This is a genomic window from Paenarthrobacter sp. TE4293, from assembly GCF_050435325.1.
Taxonomy (GTDB): Bacteria; Actinomycetota; Actinomycetes; order Actinomycetales; family Micrococcaceae; genus Arthrobacter; species Arthrobacter nitroguajacolicus_C.
In genome coordinates this window covers 1-15,950 of sequence record NZ_JBNJRY010000008.1, presented here as the reverse complement: position 1 = coordinate 15,950, position 15,950 = coordinate 1, and the positions used below count along the sequence as shown (strand labels likewise).

Here is a 15,950-nt window from a genome sequence, read left to right as displayed (position 1 = left end):
CCTGGATGCCCCGACCCTACACTGAAGGAGTGGACGACCAAGGTGGTACCGGCCCGGACCTCTTGAGCCCCCAGCTGATCGCGGTTTCCAGGCCGCCCTTGGACCTACTGGCTCGATCCCGGCTTGTGTCAAAACTCGATGCCGCAGCAGACGCCGTCCTTCTCTGTGCTCCCGCCGGATACGGCAAAACGGTGCTCCTCAGCCAATGGCTTGGCGGCCAAGGGCACAACGTCGCGTGGGTCAGTCCGGATCGTGCAGCCAGACCGTCCTTGGGACCGGCGATACTTCGCGCCCTCCGGAACTGCCCGGCCATACCGGATGGCGCGCTGCGCCGGCTCACCGAATCCTCCCCGAACGCCCCTGACGTCCTGGACCTTCTTGCAGAACAACTGACCACCTCAGCCTGCACCATCCGCCTGGTCATCGACGGCGTCGAACGCTTCCCGGCACACGAACGCGAACAGTGGCTCCCGGCCCTGCTGAACCAGGCGGGCCTGCCTGTCCAACTTGTCCTGGCCACGAGGGACAGCACCGCCGTCGACCCGGGGCGCGCCCGGCTCAATGGTCGCATCCTGGAATTGCGCTCAAGCGACCTTGCCTTCTCCTTGGACGAAATCAATGCGCTCGCGGCAAAGACCATCACGTTGCTGGGGACGCCCCAGTTGGGTGAGGTGTTCCGGCAGACTGCGGGCTGGCCTGCATGCGTCGTGCTTGCCTTGCGGACGTTGCGGGAGGCGGCGGACCCCGAGCGGCCCGTGGGTGACCTTGCGGCCAACAACCGTGAGCTCGCCGAATATCTGGACCATGAAATTCTCCGGAACCTCACCCCGGCCGAGCGGTCCGTGCTCTCCAGCACCAGCGTGTGCCGGGTCCTGGTTGCTGCCCAGGCCAACGACCTCGCTGGACACCGGGATGCCGGAAACGTCCTCGCCGTGCTGGCGGACCAACGTGATCTGGTGGAGTCCGCCGGGAGCGGACGGAAGGTTTTCCTGGTGCGTCCCTTGATCCGCGCGTGCTTCCGGGGCGAACTTGCGCGACGTGAGCCGGAGGAGCTGGCCCGCCTGAACCGGATTGCCGCACGGTGGCATGAACAGGCCGGGGAACCCGAGGCCGCGCTCCGGCACGCCCTGGACACAGCTGACCCCCGGTTGATCGGTGACATCCTGGAGCGGCACGGAGCAACACTCCTGGGAGCCGGCGGGGTCACACGGGTCCGGCGGGCCATCGCGTCCCTCCCTGATTCCCACTTGGCAGCGAGCCCCCGGCTCTGTGTGGTTGCAGCGCTGGCCCACGTGGAAAGCCGCCAACCCACCACTGCTGCCCGCTACCTGGCCGCCGCACATCGAAACTGGGTGGACGACCCGCCGTCGGATCTTCGTGAGCTCCGGGCCCTGGCAGAAGCCCGCCTTTCGTGGTTCAGCGGGGAATGGGAGAACCAGGATCCCAAAACCACCACCGACGACGCCGCCCTCCCGTACTCACCGCTGAGCGACGTCCGGATCGAAGCAAGGATGGTCTCGCTCACCGCAGCAGTCGCAGAGCGACAGTACGGAGCTGCCGAGAACGAGGCGTCGGAGGCACTGATCGAGGCCACCGAAGCAGGCAACAGCTATCTTGCCGGCAAGGTGTACCTCAAACTGGCGGGCATCGCTTCGATGCAAGGCCAACTCCGCCGTGCCGGCGAATTCCTGCGGCAGGCGGAGGAGAAACTTTCCGCGCAGGTATGGACGGCGGGAGCCGGCCGTTCGGTGGGTGCCCTGATGCATGCCTCCGCAGCACTGCTCGGCGCGGAACCCGCTATGGCCCTGAAATGTGCCGCCACAGCTACGGCCGAACTCGGACAGTTGGGCTCTTCGTCCAAGGGAGTCGGCGCCGCAATGCGCGCCACCCTGGAACTGGTCACTGCGTGCGCGCATCTGGACTCAGGGGACAGGAGGCACTCGCTGGACGGCATGCGGCAAGCCCGGCTTCGCATCGGCCAGGACCACCTCTTCGCGCAGCCAATGGCAGCCTTCATTGCCGTGATCGAACACACTGCGGCCCTTTCCTTGGGGCATGCAGAGCGAGCCCGGGAGGTCCTGGAGTGGGCGGAGGAACTCATCCCGGGGACCGGCGAGTTATGCCTGCTGCGAGCGCAGGGACCTGCGGGGATCAGCCGCTTCGACGCCGCAGCCGAGCGGCTCCGGCCGCTGCACACGGGCATGGTGGCACCGCTGCTGGATTGGACCTGGCTTCACGTGCACGTCCTGGAGTGCTCCATGGCCATCCGCACGGGGAGACGGACCCTTGCAGGCAAACTCCTGGACGATGCGCTGGGCAAAGCCGAGGACCTGGGCGTGATCCGGCCCTTGGCCATCGCTCCCCAGGAGATCATCGACCTCCTGGTGGAAAGAGCCGGTGCGCACGGACCCCATGAGGAACTCGCCAAGCGGCTGATGGCGTTGCGGTCTCCTGCCGATGCCCGGCGGGCGCCCTTGCTGACGCCACGGGAACGCGAGGTGCTCACCCTGCTCCCTTCACACCTGTCCCAGGAACAGATCGCTGCAGAGCTCCATTTGTCCGTGAATACGGTGAAGACCCACCTGCGGATCATCTATTCCAAGCTGGGGGCAGGAACGCGGCATGATGCGGTGGCCGCCGCGTACAAGTTCGGGCACTTACCGTAGGCCGTGACCTCGGAAAACGCCCATCACTCACCCGATTGGGGTGACCCTGCGGCCTTGAGCCGGATCTAGTCTGAAAGCATGCTGGCAAAAGATGCCACGAGCTGCCCAAGGCACGCATGACCGACGTCTCCATCACGTTGCTGGTGCTCGTCGTGGTGATCGCCGCGTTCGTGTGGAACCGCTTGCCGGTGGAGGTCGTGGCACTGGGAGCAGCTTTGGCCCTTTACGGCACGGGCATTGTGGGCTTGGACGATACGTTTGCCGGTTTTGGCAGCGGGACGGTGGTCTTGATCGCCGCGTTGTTCGTGGTGGCGGAAGCCATCGATGCCGCGGGCGTCACCACGTGGCTCGGAAGCCTGCTCATCAGGTTTTCCGGGACCAGCCGCAGCCGGCTCATGGTGTTGATGATGGTCCTGACTGCGCTTCTGACAGCCCTTATCAGCGTCAATGGAGCTGTTGCGGCCTTGCTGCCCATGGTTGTTGTCCTTGCAGTCCGGCTGGGGCGGCGGCCTTCCGAACTCCTCATGCCCATGGCCTTCGCGGCCCACGCCGGATCCTTGCTCATCCTTACCGGCTCACCGGTCAACATCCTGATCCTCAACGCGGCGCTGGATACGACGGGAAAAGGTATCGGGTTCTTTGAGTTCGGCCTGGTGGGGCTGCCGTTGCTCGTGGGAACCATCGGGCTGACACTGTGGCTTGGGCCGTCCCTGCTGCCGAGCCGCACCCCGGAAACCCTGCCGAAGGACCTGGGCTCCCACGGCAAGACCCTCATGAGCCATTACCTCGGCGGGGACGGACTCAGCCGGCTCACCATCCCGGCGGGTTCAGGGCTGGCGGGCCAACCTGTTGCCTGCCTCCAGGACGATAACGACGGCGGCCACCTCCACCTCATCAGCGTTCAGCGGCCGGACGGCAAGCTCTCCACCAAGGCGACATTCGAACCCGGCGACGAAATCGTGGTACGCGGCGGCCAAGCTCTCATCGACGCGTTCGCGGCCCGGCATGGCCTCACCCAGGACGACGACGCTACGTGCGGGCTCATCAGCAGCAGCTACGGTGTGGCCGAGGTGGTGGTCGCACCCCGTTCCAACCTTGTCGGTACTGAGGCCTACCCCGGCATGGTGACGGAGAGCGAGGCCTTGGTGGTGCTGGCCCATCAGCATCCGGGCGAACCGGAATCCTCCGGGCGCTCACGCGTGACCGCGGGTGACAGGCTGCTGCTGCAGGGAACCTGGTCCGCGCTGGACCAGCACACGGTGGATCACAACGTGTTGCTGGTGGATTCCCCGGATACCATCCGGCGCCAGACTGTCCCGCTGGGACCGCGGGCCACTCCCGCGTTGATCATTCTTGGTGCCATGGTGGTTCTCTTGGCCACCAACATCGTGCCCGCGCCCGTCGCGGCCCTGCTGGCTGCCGTGGCCATGGTGGTGTTGCGCGTCGTCACAGTCCAGCAAGCCCACCGGTCGATGGCCTGGACCACCCTCATCCTGGTGGCAGGCATGATTCCCCTGTCCACGGCCATCACCTCCACCGGGACCGCCGAAATCCTGGCTGAGGGCATGGTGTCTGTCGTAGGGGATGGCGGACCGCTGCTGCTGCTGGCCGGACTCTTCGTTGTCACCGCCGTCCTGGGTCAGCTGATCAGCAACACGGCTACCGCCCTGATCATCATCCCCATCGCCCTTTCCGTGGCCCAGGAGTCAGCCATCAACCCGTACGCCGTGCTGATGTGCGTCTCCGTGGCATCCTCAGCTGCCCTGCTGACACCGGTGGCAACGCCCGCCAACATGATGATCATGCAGCCAGCCGGCTACAGGTTCGGCGACTACTGGAAGTTCGGACTCGCGGTCATGGCGCTGTACGCGGCCGTTGCCATTCTGCTGGTACCCGTGTTCTGGCCACTTCGGACTTAGCAACCGCGACACCACATCACCCCAAAGAACCCGGCAACCAAGGATCGGAGATCGACATCCCAGCAAACCCGCACACCGTTCCGTCACACCCCGTAGTGAGGTATTCCAGCGCCCTTTCACGGTGAAGGGGCAAAGCACAACAGGAGCTAGACATGGCCAGTGACCACACCACCAAAGCGACACCACTACCCGTCAAGGCTGCTTCATGGCTGCCCCTGATCGTCGTGGTCCTCACCCAGATCCAGGCATCGTTCGCCGTCAACGCATTGACCGTCTCAATGCAGGGCATCACCACCGACCTGGACACGGCAGCAACCTCCGTGGGCACGGCCATCACAGCCGGTACGTTTTCGATGGCAGCCTTCATCCTTTTAGGGGCCAAGCTCGGCGCCCGCTTCGGAACCCGCAAGGTGTTCCAAATCGCCGTCGCCGTCCATGCAGCCGCCATGGCGGGTGTGGCACTCAGCCTGAGCCCCGCGATGCTGTTCATCGCCCAGGCCTCTTCGGGCGCCGTCATCGCGCTCATCGCACCCGCCCTCACGGTTTTCATTGCCACCAACTACAAGGACCAACAGCAGGCAAAAGCCATCGGGCTCCTGGCTGCCGCCATCCCGGCAGCAGGCGTTTTGGCGCTCCTCATTGCCGGCTGGTTCGCCACCACCATTGGTTGGCGGTACTCGTTCGGCCTGATGGTGGTCCTTGGCGCGGTCAACCTGCTGCTGAGCTTCAGGCTCAAGACCGTGCCTGCCCAACCCAACCTGAAAATCGACTGGACGGGGGCCATCATCGCCGCCGTGGCCATCATCCTGCTGAGCTTCGGCTTCAGCGGCCTTTCCGCATGGGGCACCTGGTTTGCCACTGAGCAGGCGCCGTTCGAGATCCTGGGCCTGTCCCCGGCACCCCTGCTGATCCTCCTCGGAGCAGTCGCGGGACAGGTGTTCTTCAGGTGGGTGCGGAAGCGCCAGGATGCCAAGTTGCCCCGCATCTTCGACCTCAGGGTACTGGCTTCCAGCTCCGAGCTCGCTGTGACGGCGTGCATGGCCACCATGCTCTTCGTGGGAACGGCCGCCAACTTCCTGATCCCCCTGTACATGCAGATTGTGCAGGGGCGCTCCGGCATTGAGACGTCATTCGCGATCATTCCCTACACCCTGTCCATCTTTCTCGCGAGCACGTTCGTGGCGTTCTTGTATGAAAAGTTCCCGCCCCGGACCATCGCGCAAGCCGGCTTCGTGGTGGTGGCCGGTGCGCTGGTCCTTCTTGCCTTCACCATCCGGAACGACTGGGGCCAGCTCTTCGTGGTGCTGGGCCTGATCCTGCTGGGACTGGGCCAGGGAGCCATCGTCGCCTTGGTCTTCAACACCCTCCTCAGCGCAGTCCCCCGCGAGTTGGCCGGCGACGTCGGAGCGTGGCGGGGCCTGGTGCACAACCTCTCCGGCAGCGTGGGCATCGCCGTGGCGAGCGCGTTCGCCGTCGGGATGCTTTCCTCACTGATAGCGAGCGGCGCCGCCGCCCATCCGGAGGTCTCCCCGGAACTGATCTCGAAGGTCAGCATCAACGATGCCGACTTCATGACCAACGCCCAGCTGGAGGCGGCTATCGGGGACAGGGTCAGCAGCCCTTCCGAGCTGGCGGCAGCAACCGAAGTCAACGCCGAGGCCAGGCTCCGTGCCTTGCAGATCTCCCTCCTTGGGTTGTCGGGCCTTGCCCTGCTGGCGATTGTTCCCGCGGGCCGTATGCCTGGCCGGATGAAGGGCGACCTGCCTGAACAGCTGGAACCCGATGATCCCGACGCGATCCCAGAGCCCGCCCTTACAGACGGGAGTACCGGTGCTGACGCTGCTGCCGGTGCTGGCGGGACCGCTCACGATGCTGACCGAACCACGACAGAACAGGCGAAACGGTGAACCACGAACCTTACAAACTGATCCCGGACGATTTCCCGGTACTCCCATCGCTCGAGGGAACCGACCCTGAACTGGGCTTCGTGGATGGATTCGGCACGCTGGATGCGATCGGCGTGCTGGTCCCCTCGGAGGGAGACGTTCCGGAGACCGTCGGCCTGCACCGGGAAACGTTGGAAAGCGCTGGTTTCGACGGAGAACCGGGGACGACGCTGCAGTTGGCCAACGCCTCAGGGACCTTGGTGGTTGCCGTGGGCGGCGGAAAGCCCGGCTCCTTGGATGTGGACGGATGGCGCAAGGCGGCGGCCGCCTTGATCCGGGCGACGAGGAAACATTCGCGGATCGGCTTCGAACTCACCGGGACCGTCGGTATCGACGCCGAACGCTTGGGCCAGGTACTGGCCGAGGGAGCGCTCCTGGCCCGCTACAGCTACGACATACTCAAGAGCAAAGCCACAGGAACGCCACTGGCCGAAGTGCAGTTTCTGGCTCCCGGGATAGACACGGCGGCCGCTTCGCGGGGCCTGGAGACAGGACGGGTGAAAGTCCGCGCCACCGTCATCGCCCGGGACCTGTGCAACGCCCCGCCCAGCCACCTCACCGCAGTTGGACTCGGTTCTGCAGCGAAAGAACTTGGGGACCGCTTCGGCTTCGGAGTTGAGGAGTTCGACAAACAACAGCTCATCGACCTCCGCTGTGGCGGCCTGCTCGGCGTCAACGCCGGCAGTGCCCAGGAGCCGCGGATGATCAAGCTGACCTACCGGCCCGAGGGTTCCCCCACAGGCCACCTCGGACTGGTGGGCAAGGGGATCATGTACGACTCCGGGGGCGTCAGCCTCAAACCGAGCGACCCCATGCATTTGCTCATGAAAATGGACATGGGTGGGGCGGCGGCAGTCCTGGCCGTCTTCACCGGCCTCCGGGACCTCGGCTGCAAAGCCGCCGTGACGGGGTTCCTGATGTGCACGGACAACATGCCCTCCGGCTCGGCCTACAAATTGGGGGACGTCCTCACCACCCGCAGCGGACTCACCATCGAGGTGAAGAATACCGACGCCGAAGGCCGCCTGGTGATGTGCGATGCCTTGACGCTTGCGGTGGAGGATGGCGTGGATGGGATCGTGGATATCGCCACCCTCACCGGGGCCGCACTCATGTCCCTGGGGCAGCTCACTGCTCCGGTATTCGGAAACGACCAGCGCCTGGTGGACCTCGTACTGGAGTCGGGAGGCCGCGCGGACGAACAACTCTGGCAACTTCCCCTGGAACGGGCCTACCGCCCCCAACTGGACTCGGACGTCGCGGATATTTCAAACCTTGGTGGCCCCTACGCAGGATCAACCACTGCGGCCCTGTTCCTGGCCGAGTTCGTGGGTGGGACGCCGTGGGCGCATATCGACATCGCAGGCACCATGCAGTCGGACAAGGACGATGCCTGGCGAAGCAAAGGGGCCACGGGCTTTGGCGCGCGGCTCCTCATCGATCTGGCCCTCGGCTATTCGGCCACTTAGCCATTCAGCATAGTTCAGCTGGCCCGCTGGTATTGCTTGCCCGCCGCACGCCAAGAGGCCCCGACGCAGCAGCGTCGAGGCCTCTTGGCGTTCAGGCAGTTAGGCCTTCTTGCGGGTGAGCAGTCCCCAGATGAAGAGGACTACCAGAGCGCCCACAATGGCCAGCAGCCAGGTGGACAGCGACCAGAACTCGTTGATGCCCACGTTGAACAGCGCGCTGCCGATCCATCCACCCAGGATGGCGCCAACGATGCCCAGGAGCAGCGTAGCGATCCAGCCGCCACCCTGGCGGCCCGGCATGATGGCCTTGGCAATGGCTCCGGCAATCAAACCCAAAACAATCCAACCGATGATTCCCATTTTTCATTCTCTCTTTCGTGAAGAGGTCCCAGTTCGGCATAAGGATGCATGCCGCTATCGACCTGATTGTTGGCTACCAGACGAGCCGTCGGAGCATACCGACAGCTTGGCTGGCAGACGGCCTGCCGGCAGGTTCGGGGTCTGTCATGGCATGAAGCACCATGGACCAGCGCCGCCGAACAGTGCCGGGAATTCGAGGTTCCCCCAAGGTTCTGGCCACCATCGACTCGAGGGGAGGGCCAGGGAACGCCTTCGTACCGGTAAGGCATTCAAGTGCCACCAGGCCCAGCGAATAGATATCGCTGGCCGACGTGGAGGTACCGCCGCACACTTCTTCGGGGCTCAAATAATGCGGCGTTCCGGAGGAAGACTTGGGCGCCGCATGGCGCCCGTCGATGGCTATCCCGAAGTCCGTCAATTTCGCGATCCCGGGGCCATCCGGATCGGCCCCGAAGTCCACCAGGATGTTGCCGGGCTTGATGTCGTTGTGGACGATCCCCCGGCGGTGCAGATGGGTCAGCGCCTTGGCGATACCGCTCATCCATGCCACGGTCTGCTCCGGCGAAGCGGGTTGGTGGTGCAGGATTGACCGAAGGTCGTTTCCGCCCACCAGATCCATCACCAAGTAGTTCCGGCTTCGCTCGGGATCGTCAGCCACCACGGCCTCCGAGTCGAGGACGCGGACGATGTTCGGGTGCCGCAGACGGCTGTGGATTTCCACCTCACGGCGGAAGGGCGCGTCTTTGGCCGGATCCGTCGCCCTGAAGATCTTCACCGCCACCGGCACTCCTGTGCGCAGGTCAAGGGCCTGGTTGACGTAGGCCTCCGAGCCACCGCCCAGTCGTTCGCCGAGCCGGTACCGCCCACCGAGGACCACGTCCTGCTGGACGCGCTCCGGCGGAACCGCGCCTGCACGCGCTGCCACTGCGGGGGCTGCAAGTGCGTGTGCTCCCCCTGAGTGCACAACGCCCGCGTGCGCTGCGCTTGCGCCGACGGCCCCGCGATCAGCGCGGACGGCCGCAACGTCAAGCGTCGTCACGCCAGGAGAGTTTCGATTTCGGCCGCCGGAACTCCCGCTACCTCCGCAAGCGCAGCGGGGTCGACTCCGGCGTCAACGGCTTTCCTGAAGGCCAGCGCAAGGGTGTTCTGGGAGATGGCGAGCTCATGCTGGAGACTCTGGCGGCGAAGCGCTGCGATCCACACACCGCTCACGGGATCTACGGCGTCGATATCCATGCGGAAGCCGCACCCGCAGGCCCACTCCGGCCAGATCGGTTCGACCGAGACCCATTTCATGGCGTCATACGCAGGACCGGCGGAGATGGCCATGTGCGAACCGCAGTGCACGGGGCCCACGGGAATCACCTGGTCCGTGAGAACCTGTACGTCATTCTCAGCCACTGGTGTGGAACTTGGTTCACGCAGCGCGACTGTCATCGTCTTCCCACACATTCACTAGTAAGTAGCTTGGCTATCTAGTTATATGTGTACTTATCAATTATGTCCAACCGGGACTTCATGGAGTCGCGATACTGTCGATGGCTTTCCGCATGCGCCGAAGGAACTCCACCACCACGGCAGAGTCCTCCGCCGTCAGGGTTTCCGCCGCCTCCATCATGCGCGTGTGCATGTCCCCCAAGGTGGAACGAACCTCCTGGTCAGAGCCGGGAGTGGGTCGAAGAATGAGGGCGCGCCGATCGGTGGGATGCGGTTGGCGCGTCACGTAACCTGACCTCACCAACCGGTCCACCAGGGACGTCATGGAAGCGGACGTCACCCCGAGACGCACCGCCAACTCCTTGGGGCCCACCTCGCGGCCGGCGCGTTCGGCTTCGAGGAGGTACCGCAGCGCCAACAGGTCGGTTTCACCCATCCCCATGGAAGCCCGCGTACGGCGCCGCATGTCAGCCTCCGCGGAACGATAATCCCTGAGCGCATTCAGGACGTCCACGGCGCCCATCTGCTTGCGGCTCTCCAGCCCATACCAATAGCCCTGACGTTCACTTTTGTCGCTCATCACCAGTCCTTTGGTAGACATGTATCTCGCTTGTCTAACCAATTGATACTAGGTGATAACTGAAGGCGCTGCCGACCAGTGCCGCGTCAGGCTGTTGGGCGGGGGCCCCGCACCCGGCGCCACACCGCCGGAGACACCACCACGGCAACGCCGACGGCGGCGCCAATGACGGTCTCGATGATACGGTCCCGCAGGAGCAAGCCAGGATCGACCGGCGCGGCCAACAATGTGGCAATCAACGCCAGCGGGGTCACGAACACTTGGGCCACCAGGTATTGGCGGGCGATGAACATTTCCGCGCCGAATTGGCACGCCGCGATCACCAGGACCATGGCCCACGGTGCCGGGTTGAGCCACAAAATACCCGCCAGCAGCACCAGTCCGATCACTGTTCCGGCAATCCTCTGGATGCCGCGGCTCACGCGGTGACGGGTCGAATGGCCCACCAGGGGCACCACGGCCGCGACCATCGCCCAGTACGTATGCCCAAAACCAAGGCGCTCCCCCACAAGCGTAGCGATGGTTCCCGCGAGGCCCGCCGCCACCAGGTAGCCGCCGCCCTCGAGCCAGATCGCCCGACGTTCCGCCGCGGTGTGACGGATGGGTGGCGGACGCTTCCAAGGTGTCCGGTGGCTCTTGACCACGCGTGAGGACATACCAATCAGCAGGCAGAATCCAGTCGTCAGGACCGCCACCAGCATCGCTTCCCAGAGCGGCGGCTGGGCTGCGATGGACGCGATGGCGGCGAACGCAAAGATATGAAAGAGAGAGCCGCCGGGGCGGAGCCGCCAGGCAGCGACCACCACCGAGCAGGCTCCGGCCACAACAGTGGTAGCAGCGGTCAACAGCCAGGAATACGCGGCACCTTCCAGCCCGGCACCCTGTGCGAAACGGGCCATGAAAGTAGCCAGAAGGATGATGAAAAGCATGAAGCCGCCGGCGCGCAGCTGGCTGCGGAAGCGGACACTATGGGGCTCGTTGCGGCCATAAATTCCGGTGAAGGCGCCGAATGAGGCAAACACTGCCAGGTCCAGCCGCCCGATCAGGGTCAACGTGATGAGCGGAACAAACACACCTACAGCGCAGCGGAGGGCGGGATGGTGGTCCTTGTTCCCAGGACCCATCGTGAACATTTCCGCTACAGCCTTCAAGGGGGCGGCTCGCCTTTCGTCGCAGGATCAAACGTACGACGGCGGCACTGGCGTCCGCTTCCAAGGTTACGCTCCGCGCACTTGCCTCCTCCGGAAATGTGGACGGATAGTGCCCCGAATCACGATGATGACGGGGCACTGTCCGGAAACAAGCCGCGGATCCTTCTGCACAGACTGGGTATCAGAACCTGGATGCCGTGGAGCTGGTGACCGGCGTTGTGGCGAGTGGGTTGCCTGCAATATCCGTCAACCCGGATGCCGGGGTGTAGCCCGGAAGTGGTGTCGGTGCAGCGGCCACGGTCAGCGTCCCGGGGCCGCCCGCACCCAAGGTGATGGTCAGCGTCTTGGCGCCCGGGTTCCACGTCAGGGCGGAGCCGCTGGCGTTATTCCCAGCGAAGGTAAGATCCGAGCCCGTGTAATGTCCGCCAAGTGCAACGTTTCCTACCCTCAGGGTGGGGCAGCCGGCTTGCGTCACCGTCAGTACATCGGCTGCGCTGACGTTCACCAGGACTTGGCTGCTGCCGTTTCCGTTCTGGGTTTGGGTTGCCGTATTGCTGGTCCACGCGCTGCAGATTGTGGCGGCGCCCAGGGCTTCGGAGAACGTCAAGGTCACCGAGTCACCTGTCTCCACGATGCCAAGGGTTTTTCCAGTGCCGTTGTTCAAACGGACTCCCGTGACCGTCGGCGCCGCTACGTCCTTGGTGGATGTTGCCACACCTGCAGTGCCGGTATTTCCCGCGGCATCAGTTGCGCGGGCCGAGTAGGAGATCGTTCCGTCACTGAAAGCCGCAAGGTTGAGGGTAGTGGCGGTCCACACGCCGTTGGTGTTTGTCGTCAGCGTCTGTGTCACCGGCAGGGAGCCGGCTCCCGTCACCGTGAGCGTCACGGTCGAGTTGGCCTCCGCAGTGCCGCTGACTGGAACATTGGCGACGTTGCCCTGGTTGACGTACGTTGGCGCCGTCACCACCGGAGCCAGGGGTGGGGTGGTGTCAGTGACGGGCGTGGTGCCAGTGCTGCGTTGGCTTTCCGGTCCTTGCCACAGGGACAGAGCGGGCGTCACCGTGTAATACCAGGTTCCTGCGGGAACTCCCGTCTCCGCGCAGTTCAGTCCGACGACGGTTCCGGCACATCCACCGGTGGCGGGAACCTTTGTTCCGCCTGTCGCAGAACCGTAGCGGGCGATGCTGTAGCCGGTCACGGACCGTCCCGCCGCCGTCGTACTTGCCGTCCACGAGACCGTCACGTTGGCGCCGGAGACAGCGGTAGTGGGCCGGGCGCCCTGTGATACGGCGTCGGCTTTCGCTGCACCTGGACCCGTGCTGATGGAGCCCCAGAACGCGCTGGCAGCGGGCCCTCCCCACGAGACGAGGAGAAGGCCGGCCACGATGATCGCGAGCCTGCCCCGCCAGCCGAACACGGCGGACGAGGCGGGGTTATGACGAAGCGGACTCACTTCCGCACCTCCAGCGTGACGGGAACGGTAAATTGGGCGCCCTGGCAGGCGGATAACGATGCTGCGCTCATACTGGCCGCGCCGGAAAGCGTCAGCAGCATGGATGAATTCGCCGGGATCACCACCGGAGGGGTCAGCGGGGCAGCAGGGGGCGTGAACGTCACACCGGTGGTGGTGCAGCCGGCATGGGCGGCGTCCGCGGTGACGGGGCCATTGGCCGCAAAACCGTAGATGGTCACCGCATGCGGGTTGGGGTTCGAAGCGCGAAGGAGGACGTCTGCGGTTCCGCCGGGGAACAGGCTGGTCTGCAGGGTATCGCCCGGGACGAGTGCGTCCACCGTGACGGTCTGCATGGTGCCGTTGGTTGCCGAGCCGCTGCCTGTGCCGGCAGCGGCCCAGTAGGCGTAGGCGGATCCCGCGCCGCCGAGGATGCAGAGGGCCACGGTGGCTGCCGCTGTTCGCGCAAGGCGTCCGGTGGTGGGGATATGCGGGGTCCGGGCTGGATTGGTCATGTCAGTTCGCCTGTCCTGTACCCGTAAACGTGAGCAGGAGGGTGGCACCTTTGCAACCATCCTGGTTCCGGGAGGTGTCCAGCATGGTGATGAGGGGCCGTTTCTGCTCAGGTACTCCCAACGATGAGAGTGAGCGTGCACCCGGTTCCACCGTCAGCGGATACGTTCCGGAGTACTGGGTGAGTTTGTAGTCCGCCGTTGTGCACGGCAGATTGGCCGCAACTGCGGCGGGAGTCCTCACCACTTGTGTCATCGAGACAGTCAGGTTGGTCACCGCAATGCCCTTGGTGTTGGAGTTGGTGATCAGCAGATCCACGGAGCGCGAGACTCCCGGGGCGAGCAGCCCGCTGACCGTTCCGGTAACGTCAAACGTCCGTTTGACCTCCAAGACGTGCAACTGCGCCTGCGCCGTCGCCTGGAGTGTTCCGGCGGTCCCCTTCACCGTGAAGTCCGACTTTCCAGCCGGGGTGCCGGGGGCAGTAGTGATGGTTACCGTCACCTGCGCCGTGCCTCCGGACGCCAGGACCACAGGCGACGTCGACCATGCCGCGGTCGCTCCTGACGGCAGGCCCGCGACGCCGAACGTCACCGGTCCCGCGAAACCTCCTGTCGAGGCGGCGGAGATCGTGTAGGTGGCCGTTTGCCCTTGATCCACCGTGCGGCTGGAGGGCGACAACGTGACGGTGATCCCTTTGGTGGCCTTGGCTTGGCTCTGTCCGCCACTTGCGGCCAGTGCCGCAACAGGCACGACTGCCACAACGAGCGCCAGGAGCAGCGCGCGCAGTGGAATTCCGAGTCGGTGCAATGGAGCAGTACGCTCTGGCCGGGGGTCCATGGAAGCTCTTTTCGGACGGGTTCAGTGCTGGGCAGGAAGCACCAGCCGGGGACCACCACTCGCAAAGTGGTCCCCGGCTGGCCGGTGCTACAGGCTGGAGACGTTGACCGTCACGATGGCGGACTTGCAAGCATCCTGGTTGTCGACGCTGTCGTTGAACTTCAGCACGCCGCTGCCCACTGACGTTCCGACGCCTCCGGCCGCTACGGTGCTGTTGCTGGTCACGGCGGTGACCTCGAACCAGGCGGGCAGACACCCTGCCACGTTGGTGGTCACGTTCGCGCTGAGGGCGCCAACTACCGTGCTGGAAGTGGTCGAATTGTCAGCCGTGTAGGCGACATTCACCTGGTTGCCCGGGGCGAGCCCGCCGGCAAACGTGGCGTGGAGGGTGACCGTTCCGCCACCGGCCGAGTTGGTGGCCGATCCGTTGCCCGAACCCGTGGTGGTCCAGTAGGCGTATGCGGCTCCGCCGCCCACAGCTACCAATGCCACGCCAGCGACGGCGGCGGTGATACGGCTCTTCTTGGAAAGCTTGCGCATGATAAGACTCCTTGGTTTTCTCTGTCCCGGGGAGCCGCCTCGCAACCCCCAGCATCCGTACTTTGTTGTCGGATGAAGCGATGCCCCCATGTTTCAGCCAGTGAAGGTCCCATGGCTACTCTCGGGTGTACGCCATTTTTTCGGCCGATCGGGGGGTCGAAAATACCCTGAAGCGGGAGTCGGGTACTCACTTTTGCACGGCACACTACTTGGTTGGACAGCCATGAATGCAGGCAGGGCGGGGCCGTTGGTACCCAATTCCGGGAATCAGCTTTCAGGGGCCGCGAAGTACTTTGTCGTCCGCCACAGCACGACTTTTAAGTGCCTTGCGCAAACATTGTGCCCGTCTTGAGCAAAAACTGCGCTGGTGTTCGATGATTTCGGGTTCATGTCTTAACCCCCGACGGCGGTAAGTCGCCTCTGTGAGGTGACTTACCGCCGTCGTGATGTCGCTTGTGGTGTGATCACACCGGTTGCGGGAGTGCCTCCAGGGAGTTGAAGCTGTACAGCTGGATGCCGGCGATTCCGGGTCGAGCAGACAGCTCGCTGATCAGGGCATCCGGCGAGTACCGCTCGTGCTGGGCTGTGAGGTGCTTGGCCGCTTAGCCGTGGGCGGCGAGGATGGTGGAGGCTTCCTGGCGGGTGGTGCCCGAGGACTCGATGTGGGCCAGGGCGGCCGGGATTTCCCAGCCCTTCTTCCGCATCGCGGTGGCCCACAACCGCCCGGCCCGGTACGAAGACCGCACCAACGGTCCCGACATGACACCGAGGAAACCGATCTCCTCGGCCTCGTGCTGGAGGTCCACGAATTCCTGCGGCTTGACCCACCGGTCCACCGGCAGGTGCCGCTCGGACGGGCGCAGGTACTGGGTGATCGTGATCAGATCACACCCGGCAGCGTGCAGGTCCCGCAGGGCCTCGGAAATTTCCTCCCGGGTCTCACCCATGCCCAGGATCAGGTTGGACTTGGTCACCATGCCCAGATCCCGGCCCTGCGTGATGACATCCAGGGACCGTTCGTACCGGAACGCCGGACGGATCCGCTTGAAAATCCTCGGCACGGTCTCGACGTTGTGGGCGAA

At 64.7% G+C, this 15,950-nt stretch carries 13 protein-coding genes and 1 pseudogene; 4 read left to right on the top strand and 10 right to left on the bottom strand.

All coding sequences use genetic code 11. The features are described from left to right. Positions 1–29 precede the first annotated feature (29 nt). The 4 genes from QF015_RS16230 to QF015_RS16215 all read left to right on the top strand — a co-directional run bounded on the left by QF015_RS16230 (position 30) and on the right by QF015_RS16215 (position 8,000). Positions 30–2,666, top strand: coding sequence for a LuxR C-terminal-related transcriptional regulator (locus QF015_RS16230; protein WP_429390162.1), 2,637 nt, complete (start codon positions 30–32; stop codon positions 2,664–2,666). A 116-nt stretch (positions 2,667–2,782) separates the two neighbouring features. Then, complete coding sequence (locus QF015_RS16225; RefSeq protein WP_429390161.1) at positions 2,783–4,585, top strand: SLC13 family permease; 1,803 nt, start codon at positions 2,783–2,785, stop codon at positions 4,583–4,585. A 152-nt stretch (positions 4,586–4,737) separates the two neighbouring features. Continuing rightward, positions 4,738–6,492 (top strand): MFS transporter, encoded by a 1,755-nt coding sequence (locus tag QF015_RS16220; protein WP_429390160.1) that lies wholly within the window; start codon positions 4,738–4,740, stop codon positions 6,490–6,492. Further along, on the top strand, positions 6,489–8,000 hold the full coding sequence (locus QF015_RS16215) for a leucyl aminopeptidase family protein (RefSeq protein WP_429390159.1): 1,512 nt from the start codon (positions 6,489–6,491) through the stop codon (positions 7,998–8,000). The genes QF015_RS16220 and QF015_RS16215 overlap by 4 nt, the downstream gene beginning before the upstream one ends. 99 nt (positions 8,001–8,099) lie before the next feature. Here QF015_RS16215 and QF015_RS16210 read toward each other — a convergent pair whose 3' ends face one another. The 10 genes and pseudogenes from QF015_RS16210 to QF015_RS16165 form a co-directional block, all read right to left on the bottom strand. Then, positions 8,100–8,360 carry a GlsB/YeaQ/YmgE family stress response membrane protein gene (locus tag QF015_RS16210; RefSeq protein ID WP_310207691.1) on the bottom strand — a complete coding sequence of 87 codons (261 nt, stop codon included), beginning with the start codon at positions 8,358–8,360 and terminating at the stop codon, positions 8,100–8,102. A gap of 73 nt (positions 8,361–8,433) precedes the next feature. Next, complete coding sequence (locus QF015_RS16205) at positions 8,434–9,399, bottom strand: serine/threonine-protein kinase (RefSeq protein ID WP_310207694.1); 966 nt, start codon at positions 9,397–9,399, stop codon at positions 8,434–8,436. Further along, on the bottom strand, positions 9,396–9,761 hold the full coding sequence (locus tag QF015_RS16200; protein WP_310207697.1) for a hypothetical protein: 366 nt from the start codon (positions 9,759–9,761) through the stop codon (positions 9,396–9,398). The genes QF015_RS16205 and QF015_RS16200 overlap by 4 nt, the downstream gene beginning before the upstream one ends. A gap of 115 nt (positions 9,762–9,876) precedes the next feature. Beyond that, positions 9,877–10,398: a MarR family winged helix-turn-helix transcriptional regulator gene (locus QF015_RS16195; protein WP_429390158.1), complete on the bottom strand. Its 522-nt coding sequence runs from the start codon at positions 10,396–10,398 to the stop codon at positions 9,877–9,879. Between the two features lie 65 nt (positions 10,399–10,463). After that, entirely contained in the window at positions 10,464–11,528 is a 1,065-nt protein-coding gene (locus QF015_RS16190; protein ID WP_429390157.1) for an FUSC family protein, read from the bottom strand. A gap of 181 nt (positions 11,529–11,709) precedes the next feature. Then, positions 11,710–12,981, bottom strand: coding sequence for an Ig-like domain-containing protein (locus QF015_RS16185; RefSeq protein WP_310207707.1), 1,272 nt, complete (start codon positions 12,979–12,981; stop codon positions 11,710–11,712). Further along, complete coding sequence (locus QF015_RS16180) at positions 12,978–13,493, bottom strand: hypothetical protein (protein ID WP_310207710.1); 516 nt, start codon at positions 13,491–13,493, stop codon at positions 12,978–12,980. Before QF015_RS16180 ends, QF015_RS16185 begins: the two co-directional genes overlap by 4 nt. A gap of 1 nt (position 13,494) precedes the next feature. After that, positions 13,495–14,328, bottom strand: coding sequence for a hypothetical protein (locus tag QF015_RS16175; RefSeq protein WP_429390156.1), 834 nt, complete (start codon positions 14,326–14,328; stop codon positions 13,495–13,497). An 87-nt stretch (positions 14,329–14,415) separates the two neighbouring features. Then, positions 14,416–14,868 carry a hypothetical protein gene (locus tag QF015_RS16170; RefSeq protein WP_310207716.1) on the bottom strand — a complete coding sequence of 151 codons (453 nt, stop codon included), beginning with the start codon at positions 14,866–14,868 and terminating at the stop codon, positions 14,416–14,418. Between the two features lie 602 nt (positions 14,869–15,470). Further along, positions 15,471–15,950, bottom strand: a pseudogene (locus tag QF015_RS16165) (lipoyl synthase); the annotation flags it as partial.

Bases quoted from the DNA above. Each gene is read 5' to 3' on its own strand.
- QF015_RS16175 (WP_429390156.1), bottom strand. From the start codon at position 14,328: ATGGACCCCCGGCCAGAGCGTACTGCTCCATTGCACCGACTCGGAATT.
- QF015_RS16225 (WP_429390161.1), top strand. From the start codon at position 2,783: ATGACCGACGTCTCCATCACGTTGCTGGTGCTCGTCGTGGTGATCGCC.
- QF015_RS16220 (WP_429390160.1), top strand. From the start codon at position 4,738: ATGGCCAGTGACCACACCACCAAAGCGACACCACTACCCGTCAAGGCT.
- QF015_RS16170 (WP_310207716.1), bottom strand. From the start codon at position 14,868: ATGCGCAAGCTTTCCAAGAAGAGCCGTATCACCGCCGCCGTCGCTGGC.
- QF015_RS16180 (WP_310207710.1), bottom strand. From the start codon at position 13,493: ATGACCAATCCAGCCCGGACCCCGCATATCCCCACCACCGGACGCCTT.
- QF015_RS16210 (WP_310207691.1), bottom strand. From the start codon at position 8,360: ATGGGAATCATCGGTTGGATTGTTTTGGGTTTGATTGCCGGAGCCATT.
- QF015_RS16195 (WP_429390158.1), bottom strand. From the start codon at position 10,398: ATGTCTACCAAAGGACTGGTGATGAGCGACAAAAGTGAACGTCAGGGC.